This is a genomic window from Streptomyces sp. CAI-85, from assembly GCF_013363615.1.
Classification (GTDB): Bacteria; Actinomycetota; Actinomycetes; order Streptomycetales; family Streptomycetaceae; genus Streptomyces; species Streptomyces antibioticus_B.
The window spans coordinates 1-17,369 of record NZ_JAANNX010000016.1 but is presented as its reverse complement, the minus strand read 5'-3'; the positions used below and the strand labels follow the sequence as shown (position 1 = coordinate 17,369).

Annotated in this window: 16 protein-coding genes; 13 read left to right on the top strand and 3 right to left on the bottom strand. The window is 70.9% G+C overall.

Translation table 11 applies throughout. The features are described from left to right. Positions 1 to 55: 55 nt before the first annotated feature. Entirely contained in the window at positions 56 to 733 is a 678-nt protein-coding gene (locus tag G6W55_RS19505; protein WP_030796208.1) for a response regulator, read from the bottom strand. Next, positions 730 to 2,376: an ATP-binding protein gene (locus G6W55_RS19500; RefSeq protein WP_175522131.1), complete on the bottom strand. Its 1,647-nt coding sequence runs from the start codon at positions 2,374 to 2,376 to the stop codon at positions 730 to 732. The genes G6W55_RS19505 and G6W55_RS19500 overlap by 4 nt, the downstream gene beginning before the upstream one ends. A 97-nt stretch (positions 2,377 to 2,473) precedes the next feature. Here G6W55_RS19500 and G6W55_RS19495 point away from each other — a divergent pair, with 97 nt between their 5' ends. Genes G6W55_RS19495 through G6W55_RS19475 form a run of 5 tightly spaced genes read left to right on the top strand, consistent with a single transcriptional unit; the run spans position 2,474 to position 7,148 of the window. After that, entirely contained in the window at positions 2,474 to 3,550 is a 1,077-nt protein-coding gene (locus G6W55_RS19495; RefSeq protein WP_175522130.1) for a tripartite tricarboxylate transporter substrate binding protein, read from the top strand. Further along, positions 3,547 to 4,080, top strand: a complete 534-nt coding sequence (locus G6W55_RS19490) for a tripartite tricarboxylate transporter TctB family protein (protein ID WP_175522129.1) — start codon at positions 3,547 to 3,549, stop codon at positions 4,078 to 4,080. Before G6W55_RS19495 ends, G6W55_RS19490 begins: the two co-directional genes overlap by 4 nt. Positions 4,081 to 4,090: 10 nt before the next feature. Next, positions 4,091 to 5,632, top strand: a complete 1,542-nt coding sequence (locus tag G6W55_RS19485; protein WP_254876340.1) for a tripartite tricarboxylate transporter permease — start codon at positions 4,091 to 4,093, stop codon at positions 5,630 to 5,632. 8 nt (positions 5,633 to 5,640) lie between these two features. After that, positions 5,641 to 6,042, top strand: coding sequence for a universal stress protein (locus tag G6W55_RS19480; protein ID WP_175522128.1), 402 nt, complete (start codon positions 5,641 to 5,643; stop codon positions 6,040 to 6,042). Beyond that, positions 6,039 to 7,148: a DUF475 domain-containing protein gene (locus G6W55_RS19475; protein ID WP_175522127.1), complete on the top strand. Its 1,110-nt coding sequence runs from the start codon at positions 6,039 to 6,041 to the stop codon at positions 7,146 to 7,148. Before G6W55_RS19480 ends, G6W55_RS19475 begins: the two co-directional genes overlap by 4 nt. A gap of 19 nt (positions 7,149 to 7,167) precedes the next feature. Here G6W55_RS19475 and G6W55_RS19470 read toward each other — a convergent pair whose 3' ends face one another. Beyond that, positions 7,168 to 8,370 (bottom strand): cytochrome P450, encoded by a 1,203-nt coding sequence (locus G6W55_RS19470; RefSeq protein WP_175522126.1) that lies wholly within the window; start codon positions 8,368 to 8,370, stop codon positions 7,168 to 7,170. 125 nt (positions 8,371 to 8,495) lie between these two features. Between G6W55_RS19470 and G6W55_RS39425 the strand changes: the two genes are divergently transcribed. The 8 genes from G6W55_RS39425 to G6W55_RS39420 form a co-directional block, all read left to right on the top strand. Beyond that, positions 8,496 to 9,482, top strand: coding sequence for a helix-turn-helix transcriptional regulator (locus G6W55_RS39425; protein ID WP_175522125.1), 987 nt, complete (start codon positions 8,496 to 8,498; stop codon positions 9,480 to 9,482). 129 nt (positions 9,483 to 9,611) lie between these two features. Further along, the gene (locus G6W55_RS19460) at positions 9,612 to 9,986 is read left to right on the top strand and encodes a hypothetical protein (RefSeq protein ID WP_030796224.1); all 375 of its coding nucleotides are present in this window, start codon (positions 9,612 to 9,614) and stop codon (positions 9,984 to 9,986) included. Between the two features lie 3 nt (positions 9,987 to 9,989). Beyond that, on the top strand, positions 9,990 to 10,547 hold the full coding sequence (locus tag G6W55_RS19455) for a hypothetical protein (protein WP_175522124.1): 558 nt from the start codon (positions 9,990 to 9,992) through the stop codon (positions 10,545 to 10,547). A gap of 134 nt (positions 10,548 to 10,681) precedes the next feature. Next, positions 10,682 to 12,406, top strand: a complete 1,725-nt coding sequence (locus G6W55_RS19450) for a VanW family protein (RefSeq protein ID WP_175522123.1) — start codon at positions 10,682 to 10,684, stop codon at positions 12,404 to 12,406. 68 nt (positions 12,407 to 12,474) lie between these two features. Then, the gene (locus G6W55_RS19445; RefSeq protein WP_175522122.1) at positions 12,475 to 12,732 is read left to right on the top strand and encodes a type II toxin-antitoxin system VapB family antitoxin; all 258 of its coding nucleotides are present in this window, start codon (positions 12,475 to 12,477) and stop codon (positions 12,730 to 12,732) included. Next, on the top strand, positions 12,729 to 13,202 hold the full coding sequence (locus G6W55_RS19440) for a PIN domain nuclease (RefSeq protein WP_175522121.1): 474 nt from the start codon (positions 12,729 to 12,731) through the stop codon (positions 13,200 to 13,202). The genes G6W55_RS19445 and G6W55_RS19440 overlap by 4 nt, the downstream gene beginning before the upstream one ends. A 55-nt stretch (positions 13,203 to 13,257) precedes the next feature. Then, positions 13,258 to 14,706 carry a triacylglycerol lipase gene (locus G6W55_RS19435; RefSeq protein WP_175522120.1) on the top strand — a complete coding sequence of 483 codons (1,449 nt, stop codon included), beginning with the start codon at positions 13,258 to 13,260 and terminating at the stop codon, positions 14,704 to 14,706. After that, positions 14,703 to 17,369: ATP-binding protein (locus tag G6W55_RS39420; protein WP_175522119.1), on the top strand; the 2,667-nt coding region annotated here is incomplete at its 3' end. The genes G6W55_RS19435 and G6W55_RS39420, both read left to right, overlap by 4 nt.

Genomic DNA, 17,369 nt, shown 5'->3' with positions numbered 1-17,369 from the left:
GGTGCCCGCGCCCCTCCGCACGCCGGGGACCGCCGACGCCGCCCCGAGTCCACCCCTACGGCACCCGCCAGTGGTAGCGCCGCTCCGGCCGGCCCGCCTGTCCGTACCGCAGGGTGACCTCCGCGCGGCCGGTGACGGTGAGGTGTTCCAGATAGCGGCGGGCGCTCACCCGGGAGACGCCGACCCGGGTGGCGCACTCGGCCGCGGACAGGGTGCCGTCGGCCGCGCGCAGGGCGCGTTCGACGAGTTCGGACGTCTCGACGCTCATGCCCTTGGGGAGCGTGGGCGCCGCCACCGGTGCCGCGACCCGGCCGAGCGCCCGGTCGACGTCGGCCTGTCCGCGGACCGTCCCGGCGGCCAGGTCGCCGCGCCGGGAGCGGTAGCGCGCCAGCCGTTCCCTGAGGTCCTCGGCGTCGAAGGGTTTCAGCAGATAGTCGACGACGCCCTGGCGGACGGCGGCGCGGACCGCCTCCGCCTCCCGGGCGGCGCTGATCACCATGACGTCGCAGTCGTGTCCTGCGGTGCGCAGCCGGGGGACGACGTCCAGGCCGAACATGTCCGGCAGGTAGAGGTCGAGGAGGACCAGGTCGGGCTGGAGTTCGGCGGCGGCGGTGAGCGCCTGTTCGCCGCAGTCGGCGGTGCCGACCACCCGGAAACCGTCGACGCCGTCCACGAATCCGCGGTGGATCCGCGCCACCATGAAGTCGTCCTCCACCACGAGCACGTCGATCATCGGACTCCCTCCGGCTGGGGGCCGGCCGTCCGGCCCACGGACATCCAGGCGACGAACATCGCGCCTTCCTGTGTGTTGGACACCGACACCTCGCCGCCCCGGCGGGTGCACACCAGCCGGGTGAGCGCCAGGCCGATCCCCCGGTCGCCGCCGCGCGCGGCCTTGGTGGTGAAGCCGTGCAGGAACACCTCCTGCGCGAGTTCGGGGGCGATGCCGGGGCCCGAGTCGCGGACGACGATCTCCACGCTGGAGGTGTCCTGGCGCAGTTCGACCTCCACCCAGGCGTCGTCGTCCTGGTCACCGGCCGGCGTGGCGGCGGCGTCGAGGGCGTTGTCGACGAGGTTGCCGAGCACGGTCGCCACGTCCGCCGAGTCGGCCGGGTCCAGCTTGTCGAGGGCGGTGCGTTCGGAGATCCGCAGCCGCACCTTGCGTTCGGCGGCGAGTGCGGACTTCGCCATCAGCAGCGCGGCGACGGCCCGGTCCCGGACCCGGCTGGTGAGGGTCAGGTCGAGCGAGTCCCGGTGCCGGCGCAGGGCGCGGACGTACCGTACGACCTCGTCGTGCTCGCCGATCTGGATCAGCCCGGAGATGGTGTGCAACTGGTTGGAGAACTCGTGGGCCTGCGCCCGCAGCAGTTCGGTGCTGCTCCGGAAGGACCCCAACTCGCGCTCCAACTGGGCGAGTTCGGTGCGGTCGCGGAGGGTGGTGACCGAGCCGAGACGGCGGCCGTCCTTGGTGACGTCCATCCGGTTCATCACCAGCACCCGGCCCCGGCGCAGCACCACCTCGTCCCGCCGCTCCCCTGCCGTGCCGCCCGCCAGGACGTCATGGAGGCGGCCCTCGATGCCCAGGTCGGCCAGGCTGCTGCCGACGCAGTCCGCGGGCAGGTCGAGGAGGTCGCGGCCGACCTCGTTGACCAGGGTGAGCCGTAGCTGCGGATCGAGCGCGACGACGCCCTCGGCGAGGCCGAACAGCATGGCCTCGCGGTGTTCGGCGAGGCCGGCGATCTCGCGCGGTTCCAGGCCGAGGGTCTGGCGTTTGATCCGCCGGGCCAGCAGCCAGGATCCGGCCACTCCGAGGACGCTCGCGATGCCGAGGTAGGCGAGCAGATAGGAGGAGGCGCCGCTCAGCCGCTGCCAGGCGGTCGGGGAGACCCGGCCGATCATGACCGTGCCGAGATGGTCGCCGAGACGGTCCCGGTCGTCGCCGAGCACCGGCACCTGGGCCACCAGTTCACGCACCCCGTCCACCTCCAACTCCCCCGACCAGCCGCGTGCTTGGGCAGGTTCGGGGCCGGCGACCGGCAGCGGGGTGCCGATCAGGGTGGGGTCGGTGGCGGCGACGATCTCGCCGGACGCGTCGGCGACGGTGACGGAGGAGACGTTCGACTGGGTGCGCCGGGTCTGGAGCAGCGGCGCCAGGGTCTCGGCGGGCGCGGGGCTGACGAGCTGGCTGCGCAGCAGGGGGTTTCCGGCCAGTTCCTCGGCGAGGGCGGTGACCCGGCGGCCCTCGACCCGGTCGAAGGTCGCCTTGGACTGCGCCAGCGACACCGCGGCGACCGCGACGAGCACGACCACCACGATGGCGAGCTGGAGGACCAGCAGCTCACCGGCGAGCGTGGGGCGGCGGGCGGTCACGACCACAATGAACTCAACCTTCAATGGTCACACAAGGCAGACGGGGTGTCCGAGGGATCGCACAATCATGGCGCCGGACCCGCCCAAGCGAAAGAGATGAGCCATGAGATCTCGCAGAGCCGCGTTTCTCTCCGCTCCCGCCCCTGCTGCCGCCGACCGTTCCCCCCGCTCCCCCCGTCTTCCCGCCCGCGTCCTCGCCCCGGTCCTCGTCACGGTGTCGCTGCTCGCCGTCAGTGCCTGCGGGGCCACCGCGGACAAGGACTCCGGGAGCGCGGACGGGAGCGGCAAGCCCGTCGGCGGGCTGCGGCTGATGGTGCCCAACACCCCGGGCAGCGGCTACGACGTCACCGCCCGCACCGTCGCGCAGGTGATGCAGGACGCCGACGTGGCGACCGGGATGCAGGTGTACAACCTGCCCGGCGCCGGCGGCACGGTCGGGCTCCAGCGGCTGGTGAACGAGGACGGCAACGGCAAGCTGGCCATGCAGATGGGCCTGGGTGTCGTCGGGGCGGCGTACACCTCGAAGTCGTCGGCCAAGCTGACGCACACCACCCCGATCGCCAAGCTGATCGAGGAGGCCGGGGCGATCGTCGTCGCGAAGGACTCGCCGTACAAGACGATCGGCGATCTGGTCACCGCGTGGAAGAACGACCCCAAGTCGGTTGCCGTGGGCGGCGGTTCCTCGCCCGGCGGCCCCGACCACCTGCTGCCGATGCAGCTCGCGCGGGCGGTCGGCATCAAGCCCAGGGACGTCAACTACGTCTCCTACGACGGCGGCGGCGAGCTGCTGCCGGCCGTCCTCGGCAACAAGATCGCCTTCGGGGCCAGCGGGTTCGGCGAGTTCCTCGACCAGATCGAGGCAGGGCAGGTCAGGATCCTCGCGGTGACCAGCGAGGAGCCGATCGACGCGGTCGCCGAGGCCCCCACCCTCAAGGACTCCGGGATCGACCTGGTGTTCACCAACTGGCGCGGGATCGTGGCCCCTCCGGGCATCAGCGAGGCCGAGAAGAAGACGTGGGTCGACAGCGTCACGCGGATGCACGACTCGAAGCAGTGGCGCACGGAGCTGACCAAGCGCGGCTGGACCGACGCCTTCGTCACCGGTGACGACTTCGGCGTCTATCTGAAGAACCAGGACAAGTCCGTCGCCAGCCTGCTCACCGAGCTCGGCCTGGCATGAGCACCGACACGGACGAGCCGACCCGCAGCCGGACTCATCCGCCCCGGGGCGGGGACCGCGCGCAGTACGGCGTGTGCGCCTTGCTCGCCCTGCTGGGCACGGCGGTGGTCGTGGACGGCCTCGGCATCCCGCACCTCACCAGCGGCACCGACCCGGTCGGCCCGCGCGCGGTCCCGCTGGCCCTCGGCGTCGCGCTGGTGATCGTCGCCGTCCTGTACGCCGTCGACGTGGCGCGCGGCGGCCGCGGCGAGCCGGAGTCCGGCGAGGACGTCGACCTGACCCAGGGCGGCGACTGGCGCACGGTCGCCCTGCTGACCGGCGCGTTCGTGGTGAACGCGGTGCTGATCGAACGGCTCGGCTGGGTGATCAGCGGCGCCCTGCTCTTCTGGGGCAGCGCCTTCGCCCTCGGCAACCGGCACCACCTGCGCAATCTGGCGATCGCGGCGGCACTGTCCCTCGGCACGTTCTACGCCTTCGCCATCGGCCTCGGTGTGAACCTCCCGGCCGGTGTCCTGCAAGGAATCCTGTGACGGACGAGTGATGAACACCCTCGACAATCTCGACAACCTCATGCAGGGCTTCGCGGACGTCCTCGCCCCGATGAACCTGCTGCTCGCCCTGATCGGCGTCGTCATCGGCACCGCCGTCGGCGTCCTGCCCGGCATCGGCCCGGCGATGACCGTCGCCCTGCTGCTGCCCGTCACCTACGGCATGGAACCGGTCCAGGCGTTCATCATGTTCGCCGGCATCTTCTACGGCGGCATGTACGGCGGCTCGACCACCTCCATCCTGCTGAACACGCCCGGCGAGTCGTCGTCGGTGGTGACGGCCGTCGAGGGCAACAAGATGGCGAAGGCGGGCCGGGCCGCGCAGGCCCTGGCCACCGCCGCGATCGGCTCGTTCGTGGCGGGCACCATCGGCACCCTGCTGCTGGTCCTGGTCACCCCGTTCGTGGTCGACTTCGCGGTCTCCCTCGGCGCCCCCGACTACTTCGCCCTGATGCTGCTGTCGTTCGTCGCGGTCACCTCCGTCCTCGGCGCCTCCCGGCTGCGCGGCCTGGCCTCGCTCCTCCTCGGCCTGACCATCGGCCTGGTCGGCATCGACGCGGTGTCCGGACAGCAGCGGCTGACCCTCGGCATCCCCCAACTCGCCGACGGCATCGACGTGGTGGTGGTCGCCGTCGGCATCTTCGCCGTCGGCGAGGCGCTGTGGGTGGCCGCGCATCTGCGCCGCAGACCCGCCGAGATCGTCCCGGTCGGCCGGCCGTGGATGGGCCGCGACGACTGGAAACGGTCCTGGAAACCCTGGCTGCGCGGCACCGCGTACGGCTTCCCCTTCGGCGCGCTGCCGGCCGGCGGCGCCGAGATCCCCACCTTCCTGTCCTACGCCACGGAGAAACGGCTCAGCCGGCACCCGGAGGAGTTCGGCAAGGGCGCCATCGAGGGCGTCGCCGGACCGGAGGCCGCCAACAACGCCTCCGCGGCGGGCACATTGGTCCCCATGCTGGCCATCGGCCTGCCCACCAACGCCACCGCCGCCGTGATGCTCGCCGCCTTCCAGTCGTACGGCATCCAGCCCGGCCCCCTGCTGTTCGAGCGCGAGGCGAGCCTGGTGTGGGTGCTGATCGCCAGCCTGTTCGTCGGCAATCTGCTGCTGCTCCTGCTCAACCTGCCGCTCGCGCCCGCCTGGGCCGGACTGCTGCGGATCCCGCGCCCCTACCTCTACGCGGGCATCCTGTTCTTCGCGTCGATGGGCGCCTACGCCGTCAACGCCCAGCCCCTGGACCTGTTCCTGCTGCTGATCCTCGGACTCCTCGGCTTCGCGATGCGCCGCTTCGGACTGCCCGTGCTGCCGCTGATCATCGGCGTGATCCTCGGCCCGCGCGCCGAACTCCAGGGCCGGCGCTCCCTCCAACTCTCCGGCGGCGAACTGTCGGGGCTGGTGGGCGGGCCGGTGTCGTACACGGTCTACACGGTGATCGGCCTGGTGCTGGTCTGGCCGCTGCTGCGGCGGTTCGCCTCTGGCCGCCCCCTGTCCCTCATATCTCGAACCTCTCGAGCTTCCCGAACCTCTCGAAAGTGAGTGCACGCATGACCGTCCTGGTGGGATACGTCCCCTCGCCCGAGGGGGAGGCCGCCCTGCGCGCGGGGATCGACGAGGCGCGGCGGCGCGGGGAGGGACTGCTGGTGGTGAACACCTCGCGGGCGGACGCGACGGTGGATCCCGGGTTCGCGCAGGAACCGGATCTGGACCATGTCCGCGCCGACCTGGGCGCGCTCGGCATCGACTTCGACCTGCGGCAGGTGCTCGGCGGCGGCGACCCGGCCAAGGAGATCCTGCACCTCGCCGAGGGCCCCGGTGTGTCCCTGGTGGTGATCGGGCTGCGGCGGCGCAGTCCGGTCGGCAAGCTGCTCCTGGGCTCGACGGCCCAGCGGATCCTGCTGGGCGCCGACTGCCCGGTCCTCGCGGTGAAGGCGGCGGTGGACGCGTGATCCTCAAGACGTTCGGCTGGTCGTTCGCCGTCACGGCGCTCGGGCTCGCCTTCGCGGCCTGGCAGTGGGGCTGGGAGGCGTTCGGGATCGTCCTGATCCTCTCCGTGCTGGAGATATCGCTGTCCTTCGACAACGCGGTGGTCAACGCCGGGGTCCTGAGGAAGATGAACGCCTTCTGGCAGAAGATCTTCCTCACCGTGGGCATCCTGGTCGCCGTCTTCGGGATGCGGCTGGTCTTCCCGGTGCTGATCGTGGCGGTCAGCGCCGAGGTCGGCCCGGTGGAGGCGGTCCGGCTCGCCCTCGACGAACCGGCGCGCTACGAGGCCCTGGTCACCGACGCCCACCCGGCGATCGCGGCCTTCGGCGGCATGTTCCTGCTGATGATCTTCCTGGACTTCGTCCTGGAGGACCGGGACGTCAAGTGGCTGGCCCGGCTGGAACGCCCGCTGGCCAGGCTCGGCAAGGTCGACATGCTGTCCGTCTGTGTCGCGCTGGGCGCGCTGCTGATCACCGCGACGGCCTTCGCGACGCACGCGCACATCAGCACGGGGCACACCGACAAGTCGGCGACCGTGCTGCTCGCCGGGGTGGCCGGGCTGGTGACGTATCTCGTGGTCGGCGGCCTCTCGGGCTATTTCGAGAGCCGGCTGGAGGACGAGGAGTCGTCGTCCGGCGACCGGCCGGTGGGAGACCGGCCCGTGTCCGCCGTCGCCCTCGCCGGGAAGGCCGCGTTCTTCCTCTTCCTCTATCTGGAGGTCCTGGACGCCTCCTTCTCCTTCGACGGCGTGATCGGCGCGTTCGCCGTCACCAACCACATCTTCTGGATGGCCCTCGGGCTCGGCATCGGCGCGATGTACGTGCGCTCGCTCACCGTCCACCTGGTCCGCCAGGGCACCCTGGACGACTACGTCTACCTGGAGCACGGCGCCCACTACGCGATCGGCGCGCTGGCGGGGATCCTGCTGGTCACCGTCCGGTACGAGGTGAACGAGATCGTCACCGGGCTGATCGGCGTGCTGCTGATCGCGGCGTCGTTCGTGTCGTCGGTACGGCGGAACAGGGCGCTGGCGCGGGCGGAGAGGGAGGAGGTCGGGGCGGGGGTGTGAGGGGGTGCGAGAGGGGGTGCTAGAACCGCACCGGCAGCGCCCGCAGCCCCCGCGACCGCATCGAAGGCCGCCACTCCACCTCGTCCGGTGAGCCGTCGAGCGCCAGCCGGGGGAAGCGTTCCAGGAGGACGGACAGCGCGGTCTCGGCCTCCAGCCGGGCGAGCGGCGCGCCGAGGCAGTAGTGGATGCCGTGCCCGAGCGCGAGATGGCCGGTGACGTCACGGCCGAGGTCGAGCGTGTCGGGGTCGGCGAACCGGCGCGGGTCCCGGTGCGCGGCGGCCAGGGACAGCAGCACGGTCTCCCCCGCCGGGACGGTGACCCCGCCGATGGTGACGTCCTCGACGGGGAAGCGCCGGATGGCGAGCGGCACGGGACCGTCGTAGCGGGCGAGTTCCCACACCGCGTCGCCGAGCCGCCCGGGTTCGGCGCGGACCTCGGCGAGCTGCTCGGGGTGGGTGAGCAGGGCGAGGGTGGCGTTCGCGATCAGATGGACGGTGTTCTCGTACCCGGCGAACAGGATGAGGAAGGCCAGCGACATCAACTCGTCTTCGCTGAGCCGGTCTTCGTCGTCGCGTACGGCGACCAGGTCGGAGAGCAGATCGTCGGCGGGGTCGGCCCGCTTGGCGGCGAGGAGACGGGCGAGGAAGCCGATCAGTGCGCGGACGGCGTCCTTGGCCCGCTCCGGCCGGGCGGGGTCGGGGATCACGATGGCGTCGGTCCAGGTCCGGAAGTCCGGCCGGTCGGCCTCGGCCACACCCAGCAGGTCGCAGATCACGATGATCGGCAGCGGGGCGGCGTACGCGGCGATCAGGTCGGCGCGGCCCAGCGGTTCGACGGCGTCGAGGAGCGTGTGCGCGGTCCTGCGGACGGGTTCGCGCAGTGCGGCGATGCGGCGCGGGGTGAACGCCTTCACCACCAGACGGCGGATGCGGGTGTGGTCCGGCGGGTCCATGTTCAGCAGGTTGGCGTCGAGCGCCGGGGGCAGCGCGAGTCCGCGGTAACCGCCGGGTTTCGCACGGCTCTTGTCGAGGGAGAGCCGCGGATCGGCGAGGGCGTGGCGCACGTCGTCGTAGCGGGTGACCAGCCAGGCGGGCAGACCGTCCGTCCCGGTGAAGCGGTGGACGGGCCCCGCCTCCCGGAGCCGCGCGTACACCGCGTAGGGGTCGGCGAGCAGCTCCTCGGTGTCAACGGACGGTGTCTGACCGGGTGTTGTGGTGGACATGAGCCCACCCTATGCAGCGGGACCCGTCCGACGACGGCAAGGAATCGCCTAGGGGACGTTTACTCCGCTCGCTTCTCATGGAGTCGGGGAGTCTTCAGCTCTGCCGTGCGACCGGAGGGGGACCCGTGCTTCGCATCCACTTCAGCAGTGCAGATCTCGGCCGTTTACGGCTGGCCGCACAGCCGGACGTCATGTGGGAGACCGTCCTGAGTCTGCATCAACTCGCCAGTCCTGACCCGTTCTTCGCGCCGTGGCGGCGCACCGCCTGCCGGGCGCTGGCCGACGCCGGGCTCGGCCCGGACGTCCGGCTGCTCACCGCGATCGCGCCCATCAGCTCCTACTTTCCCGACTTCCTGACCCCGCCAGGACACACCACGGCCCTGGAGGCCGGGATCGACGTCGTACTCTCCACGGCCAGATGCCGGCTGCGCGCCGAGATCGACCGGTTGCTGGAGGCGCGGTCCTGTCCGTCGGGGCGACTCGACGGCATCGGTGCCGGGCGGCCTCCCGCGCTGCACCGGCTCGGCGCGGCCCTGCGCCGCTATCACGCCGTCGCGCTCGCCCCGTACACCCCCGGTCCGCTCGTCTGGGCCCGCCGTGACATGGCGCGCCGGGCCGCGGTGCTCCTGGAGCAGGGCAGCGAGGCCATGCTCAACGACCTCTGCCCCGGCCTGCGTTGGCGCCCTCCCGTGCTGGAGGTCAGCTATCCGGTGGCCCGGAACGTCCGGCTCGCCGGGCGCGGCCTCCACCTGGTCCCCAGCTTCTTCTGCCACAACCATCCGATCGGCTTCGCCGACCCCGAGCTGCCCCCGGTGCTGATCTATCCGGTCGCCCGCACCGCACTGTGGATCCCACGGACGCCGTCGGCCGAACGGGGCTCCGGACAGGGTCTGGAGGAGCTGATCGGCCCGACCCGCGCGGCCGCGCTGCGCTTCCTGGACACGGGCCACAGCACCACCGCGCTGGCGGGCAGGCTGTGTGTCTCCGCGTCGACGGCCAGCCGGCACGCGGCCGCGCTGCGCCGGGCGGGCCTGGTGGCGACGGAGCGGCTGGGCGCGTCCGTCCTGCACACCCGCACCCGCCTGGGGACGGATCTGGTGCACGGCGCGTGAACAGGGCACGTCTCAGGCCCGGTTGCTCGGCCTTTGCCTGAACACGCAATAGATACGCCCGCGCCGACGGCGTCCGTAGCGTTCCCTCCGACCGCACAACTCCCTTTCCTGGAAGGAAGCGTGAGGACGATGGCAGGCAGATTCTCCTTCTCCCCGCGGAGGTCCGCCGCGGCGGCCGCCGTGACGGCGATGATGGTCGTCGCGCCGGTGATCGCCGCGACCGACGCCCACGCCCTGGGCAACAACCGTGAGGTGTCGCGCAGTTGTGGCACCAACCGGGTCTCCAGCGGCTGGACCGGAAGCTACAACTGGGCGCTGACCGTGAAGGCGTCGGGCGACTGCGCCGGCCGGCTGAGCTCCGCCCTGGAGCGCAACAACGGCTACTGGACGCCCCGTGTGTACGGCACCAGCAGCCGCGCCTACGCCACCGACACGACCAACCCGGTGGCCGACCGCTACGGCCTGCACTGGGGCTGCGACTCCTGCAACGTCACCAGGTCCTGACCCGTGCGCCGAGCGACGATCGCCGTCGCGGGGATCCTGGCCGCCGTCGCCGTGGGCTGTGCCCCGGCCGGCGACGGCGGCCGGGAGCACTCCGGCGACATACCGCTCCCCGGCCAGGAATGGGCCCTGGGCGACGGAAAGGTCACGGCCGCGGAATACCGTACGGCGGTGAACCGGTTCGTCTCCTGCGTACGGGACGCCGGATACCCGGTCGGCGACCCGGTGCGCAGCCCCGCGGACAATCTCACGCTGATCTACGACATCACGCCCAGCGGCGACCCGGCCACGTACAACGAGGCCGTCCAGCGCTGCAACCTCGCGCACCTCTCCATGGTCGAACCGGCCTTCGTGGAGGCCCACACCCAGGTCATGGACCGCCCCCTGAGGGCGGCGGTCAGCGCGTGCGTGCAACGCCAGGGCGGGCACGTGACGACCAGGGAACGCAACCTCGCCGACTTCGCGGCCTCCGCCGAGGACGAGACGAAGGTCGTGGACTGCGTGACGGGCCAGTGGCGCCATGTGTACCCGGAGCTGCCGTCGGTGGTGCCGCTGCGCTTCTGACCGGTGTGACCCGACCCACAAGGTGTCACATGACATATGCACCTATATCGACGAATGGGTACATTGGGCCGCTGCTCATCCGTAGCCCCATCCGTTCCGTCCGTTCCGTCCGTTCCGTCCGTTCCAGGAGATCCATGCGCCCCCGCCCCCGAATAGCCTCCGTGCCGCCCCTCGCCCTCGTGGGCGGTGCGCTGACCGTCGGCGTCGGAGGTGTGTATCTGGCCGGGCTGCTGCTCACGGGCGGTGACATCGAGGCGGGCACGACGGTGCGCGGCATCGACATCGGGGGCCTCAGCCGCGCTGAGGCCGTCCACAAGCTGGACGCCCGCCTGACGGCGGCGGCCCCGCGGGAACTGTCCGTGACGGTCGGCGACCGCAGCGGAACCGTCGACGCGCGGCAGGCGGGGATCGGCTACGACGCCGAGCGGACCGTGGACCGTGCGTCACGTACGGCGTCCGACCCGGTCAGCGTGATCGGCGGCCTGTTCAGCTCGGGCGGCGGCGGGTCCGTCGAGCCGGTCGTGGACGTGGACGAGGACAAGGCGCGCGCGACCCTCGGCAAGCTCGCGAAGACCCTCGACCAGAAGGTCCGGGACGGCGCCGTCTCCTTCTCCGGCACCAAGGTCCGGCAGGTCACGCCGCAGCGCGGGGCGGCCCTGGACGTGGACGCGGCGGTGGACACGCTCCGGAGCGCGTTCCTGCGCGACACGGCGAACGCGGTGACGGCCCTCCCGGTCCACGAGACCGAGCCGAAGGTGAACGCGCAGGAGGTACGCCGGGCGGTACGCGACATCGCGGAACCGGCGGTCTCCGCTCCCGTCACCCTCACCACGGAGGGCAGACGCGTCACGATCGCCCCCGCCGACCTGGCCGCGCACCTGACCCTGCGCCCGGACGCGTCCGGCAGCCTGACCCCGCACCTGGACGCCAAGGGCCTGTACGCGGCCCCCGCGGTACAGCGCGCCCTGGCCGGCGTCACGACGACACCCGCGAACGCCACATTCGCCCTGAACGGCGACCGCGCCGTGGTGACGGACAAGGGCCGCACCGGCATCCGCGTCACCGACAAGGCGCTGGGCAAGGCGGTCCTCCCCCTGCTCACCAAGACGGGCACGGCGGCCCGCACCGGCGAGGTCGCGGCGATCCGCACCGAGCCGAAACTGACCGGCGCGAACGCCGCCCGCCTGGGCGTGAAGGAAAAGCTCTCCTCCTTCACGGTCAACTTCGAGCCGGCCCCGTACCGCACGAAGAACATCGGCCGGGCCGTCGAACTCATCAACGGCTCCGTCGTCGCCCCGGGCGAGACCTGGAGCTTCAACCGCACGGTCGGCCAGCGCACGGAGAGCAACGGTTTCGTCGAGGGCATCATGATCCTCGACGACCAGTTCACGAAGGCCCCGGGCGGCGGCGTCTCCGCGGTCGCCACGACCGTCTACAACGCGATGTTCTTCGCCGGCGTCAAGCCCGTCGAACACGGCGCCCACTCCTTCTACATCGAGCGCTACCCCGAGGGCCGCGAGGCGACGGTCGCCTGGGGCAGCCTCGACCTCCGCTTCACCAACGACACGGGCCACACCCTCTACATCCAGGCCGAGTCGACGGACCACTCGGTGACGATCAACTTCCTCGGCACGAAGAAGTACGACGCGATCACCTCGGTGACGGGCCCCCGCACGAACATCCACCAGCCGGCCCACAAGGTGAACAACACCCCGGCCTGCGTCCCGCAAACCCCCCTGGAGGGCTTCGACGTCGAGGTGGACCGCGTCTTCCACCAGAACGGCAAGGAAGTAAAGCGGGAACCGTTCCACACGCACTACACACCGCGTGACGAAATCATCTGCACGAACGCCGCGTGACGGCCTTCGCGCCCGATACATACGGAGCCATGTATCTTGATATAAGACTCTGTATATAAGGGGGCGCGATGAGCCGCACCGTGATCGATCTCGACGACGAGGCCCTGGAGGCCGCCGCCAAGGAGCTCGGCACCACGACCAAGCGCGACACCATCAACACCGCCCTGCGGGAGGTCACCGCCCGCTACCGGCGGCTGCGCGCCCTGGAACAGGCACGCGAACTGACCGCCGAAGGCGCCCTGGACATCAGCCTGCTTCTCGACAAGGGCAAGTACCGCCCGGTCGGCGAGCCGGGCGACGTCCGCGACGCGGGAGACGGCGAGTGACCGTCGCCGACTACCTGATCGACACCTCCGCCCTCGCCCGCGTCCTCCTCGGCCGGACCACGGCCGAGTGGGACGACAGGATCGGCGCGGGACTCGTCGCCCTGTGCGACATCACCGAACTGGAAGTCCTCTCCTCCGCGCGCTCGGCGGCGGACCGGGAACGCGTGAAGCGCGCGCTCGACGCTCACTACACCTGGTGCCCCATGCCCGACGGCGTCTTCCGACGCGCACGCGTCGTCCAGGAGTTGCTCACCGCCAAGGGCGAACACCGCAGCGCGGGCCCCGTCGACCTTCTGGTGGCAGCAGCCGCGGAAGAGGCGGGGCTGACATTGCTCCACCACGACCGCGACTTCGAGACGATCGCCCGCACGACCGGCCAGCCCGTACGCATGATCGATCTCCGGACCTGCTACCTACGTGAGGAAACCCTGCCGAACGTGTGTGATTCGGCGCTATCTTCGTACCTCTGATTGTCCGTCACCCCGATCCGACACTGGGTGACGAGTGTGAACGGGGGAACAGCCGGTGGCTTCGCTCAAACATCTCGTCGTCGTGGTGCCCGGAATCGGCGGCAGTGTCCTGGAGACGCCCGAGGGGGCTGCCCACTGGGACGAGCACCGACGGCGGTTCGTCGCCGCGGCCACTCGACCGCACAGGCTGGGTCTGGATGTGCATCCGGACCTGGTTCCGGTCGGTCTGATGCCGGACATCAGCCTCATCGGCCCCTTCGTCGTCCCGGGCTATGACGGCCTGATACGTAAGATCCGCAACCGTTTCGACGACGTACAGGTGGATGTCTCGCGACCTGGGCACACCCCGGACAACCGTGCTGACCTGGTCCTCTTCCCGTACGACTTCCGGCACAGCATCCGGCACGCGGCCGAGCGCCTCGCCGCCGATGTCGCTGCGCGTCTGAACGGCGAGCGCTCCGGAGCCCGTCGGCGGCGCGTGATCGTGGTCGCGCACTCCATGGGCGGCCTGGTGGCCCGCTACTGGCTGGGCCCCCTGGGTGGCGCGGCCGAATGCGCGGCGCTGATCACCCTCGGCACCCCGCACCGCGGCGCCCCCAAGGCGCTGGACGTCTTGGCGAACGGGCTGAAGGTGGGCCCCAAACGGCTGGCCGGACTCACCGAAGTGCTGCGTCAGTGGCCGTCGGCCTACGAACTCCTGCCCCGTTATCCGGCGGTGGCACGGCCCGACGGCGCACAACCACTCAGGCCTTACGAGTTGGAGGAAGGGACCGGAACGGGTGCTGCTGTCGGCGAATCGTTCGTCCGGCAGGCGAAGGCCGCCTTCGGCGTCCACCAAGACATCGAGTCGGCTTGGACCGGGCTGCTCGCCGGCCCCGACCTCCCCGAGGTCACCGCCGTGTTCGGCCGGGGCCACGCCACCCTCCAGCAGGCCCTGCTCTCGTCCACCGGCCTGTCGGTGTCGAAGAACGCACCGGGCTGGCTGCCCAACCCCGACTGGCTCGGCGACGGCACGGTCCCCGCGATCTCGGCCATCCCCATCGAACAGCAGGACATACGCATACGCAGGGGAGTACCGGAGCGCCATATGGCGCTCGGCTCCTCGTCGGTGGTGGTCGACATACTGGCGGAGTACGCCGGTGAACCGCTCGATTCCGTACGCGGCGACAAGCCCGACCGCCCCTGGCTCGGGCTCGACCTGGACGACACCGCCCTGTCCGGCGACCCGGTCACGGTCGGTGTGACCCTTCACGGCGCGCAGGCGGACGAACGGACGCAGGTGCGTAGCCGACTCCGAGCACGAGACGGGCAGCAGAAGGGCACCACGCCGTGGCTGCCGTGCACCAGGTCCGGTGACGACCGGTGGCAGGCGGAACTGTTGCCGCCGGGCGCGGGAACGTACTCGGTGGAGATCGCGGCCACCGGTGTGCCGGCGGTGGACCGCCTTTCGGCCGGGGACGTACTGGGTGTGGTGGACGCGGAGTTCGAGGGAGCGGGCGCGTGAGTACGTCGTGGCGCCGGTGGGCGAGCAATGATCCCGGGGCCCTGATCGAGTACGTCCAGTGCGAGCGTCCGGGCAAACGTACATCCGGCACACCGGCCGACCTCCTCGGCACCTTGATGCCCGCCCCCGGGGACGGTCCCCCCGCGGCTCGCGCACGCGCCTTGTACGACGCCTTCGCCACCCTGGGTATCCAGTACGCCGACGAGCCGACCACCAGTGATCCCGGCCGCCAGACCGTCCGGCCGCCGGACCAGGTGCTCCACCGACCGCGGCACGGCACCTGCCTGGACCTCGCGGTCACCTTCGCCGGCGCGTGCCTGGACGCCGGGCTGCATCCACTGCTCATCGTCCTGGCCGGTGCCGGACCAGGTGATCCGGCACACGCGCTTGTCGCGATCTGGCTTGCCGGCAACTGGTCGAACCACGCTCACCGGGACTACCGCGAGGACGAACAGGATCCCGACTGGCGCACACTACCAACGGACTTCGTCGACCAGCTGGCCGAGACCGAGGACTCTCCCGGCACATTCCTCGCCCTCGACATCACCGGCGTCGCCTCCCGTAGCGATGCGGCCGACCCCCGACGCCGGGAACAGCAGTCCTGGGCTCAGTCGGTCGCCTACGGCGCCGCGCTCCTACGGGAAGCCGCCGAGGACCGTTGGAGGGCGACGATCGACATCGGTCTCGGCTACGAGCAATGTGAGCCGCATCCCCTCCCCTACCGGCCCACGACCGACGTCCTCGCACCGCCCTATCTACCGGTGCCGGTGCCGGTGGAGGAGGACGGTGACACCGGCAGCGGCCCGCTCACGTACCTGTGGGCCCGGTATGACGCCATCCGCTTCCATCCCAGGGACGAACTCGACTTCCTCCAGGACTGGTTCCAGGCCCCTGATCCCCTGAGGCCGCGCACTCGGATCGCCCTGCTGCACGGTGTCGGAGGAGCGGGAAAGACACGCCTGGCGGCAGAACTCGCCCACCGTCTTTCCGCCACCGGCTGGTATACCGGTTTTCTCGTCCGCGACCCCGACCCCCAGGACCGGGCCTGGCTGAGCAACGTCGCCTCCCCGCTGCTGGTCGTCGTCGACTACACCGAGGACCGCAAGTCCGGGGACGTCATCAATCTCCTGCGCACCCTGCGGGAGCGCGAAGCACCCACCTGTCTGCTGTTGACCGCACGAACAGTCAGCGGCTGGTGGGAGGAGGAGATCGCGGTGGCGCTCAGGGAGGACGGCCATCCCTACGCTCTGCACGACAGTGCTCTGGCCGCTCGTCACCCCCGCCAGACAGGCGTCTACCGGGCGGCAGTGCGTTCCTTCGGCGCGTCGGAACTCGTCGCCATGGGCAGCAGTCCCCCTCCCGACCCCGCCTCCGGCAGGTGGACCACCCTGGATCTGGTCATGCTGGCCTGGCTCGCCGCCCGCGCGGACGCCACCGACGGAACACCAACGTCGGAGAAAGATCTGTACGAGAAGATCCTCGACCACGAACTGGGCTACTGGGTGCGGGCGTACAAGTCCCGTATCGGCATGCCGTCGAAGCGAACGAGACGGATGTTGCGCGAGGCAGGAGCCTGCCTCAGCCTCTTGGCGCCACAGGAGGAACGGCTCGACCACGCCCTCAAGGCCATCAAAGAACTGGCCACTGACGGCACGCGCCGCGATGAGATCGCCGCCCTGCTCGCGGACCTCCTGCCCGCCGCTCCCGAAGACGGCACCCTGGCGGTCCGGCCGGACCCGCTCGGCACCCATCTCGCGTCCAGCGTGTTCAACACGGATCGCGCATTGCTCCGCGAGTGCCTGAGGGGAGCAGACGAAAACGAGCAGCTGAACGCGTGTGTGGGCGTCTCACGGTTCGCGTCATCGAGCGACGAATCCACCATGGCGGACATCGCCCAGGCCGCCTTGGACGCCGCCCCCGGCCTGTGGAAGCCGGCACTCTCGGTGGCCGCGACCCAGGGCGGCGTCTTCGCCAAGGCTCTGGAGCGGTACGCCGAAGCCGAGGGAACGCCACTGCCACTGGCCGAGCTGGCGGCGACGTTACCGGTCGGACACAGCACCCTGCGCGACCTCGCGCTGATCGCCACCAGACTCTCTGGGCCCGACGACGCCGACGACATGTCCGAGGAAACACGAGCCGCTCGGGCCTCGTGGCTCAACAACCTCTCCGTCCGCCGGAGCGACACCGGGGACCGCGACGCAGCACTCACCTCCATCACCGAAGCCGTCCAGACCTACCGCACCCTCGCCCAGACCAACCCCGCAGCCTTCCTCCCCGACCTCGCCGGAGCCCTCAACAACCTCTCCAACCACCAGAGCAACACCGGGGACCACGACGCAGCACTCACCTCCATCACCGAAGCCGTCCAGACCTACCGCACCCTCGCCCAGACCAACCCCGCAGCCTTCCTCCCCGACCTCGCCGGAGCCCTCAACAACCTCTCCAACCGCCAGAGCAACACCGGGGACCGCGACGCAGCACTCACCTCCATCACCGAAGCCGTCCAGACCTACCGCACCCTCGCCCAGACCAACCCCGCAGCCTTCCTCCCCGACCTCGCCGGAGCCCTCAACAACCTCTCCAACCGCCAGAGCAACACCGGGGACCGCGACGCAGCACTCACCTCCATCACCGAAGCCGTCCAGACCTACCGCACCCTCACC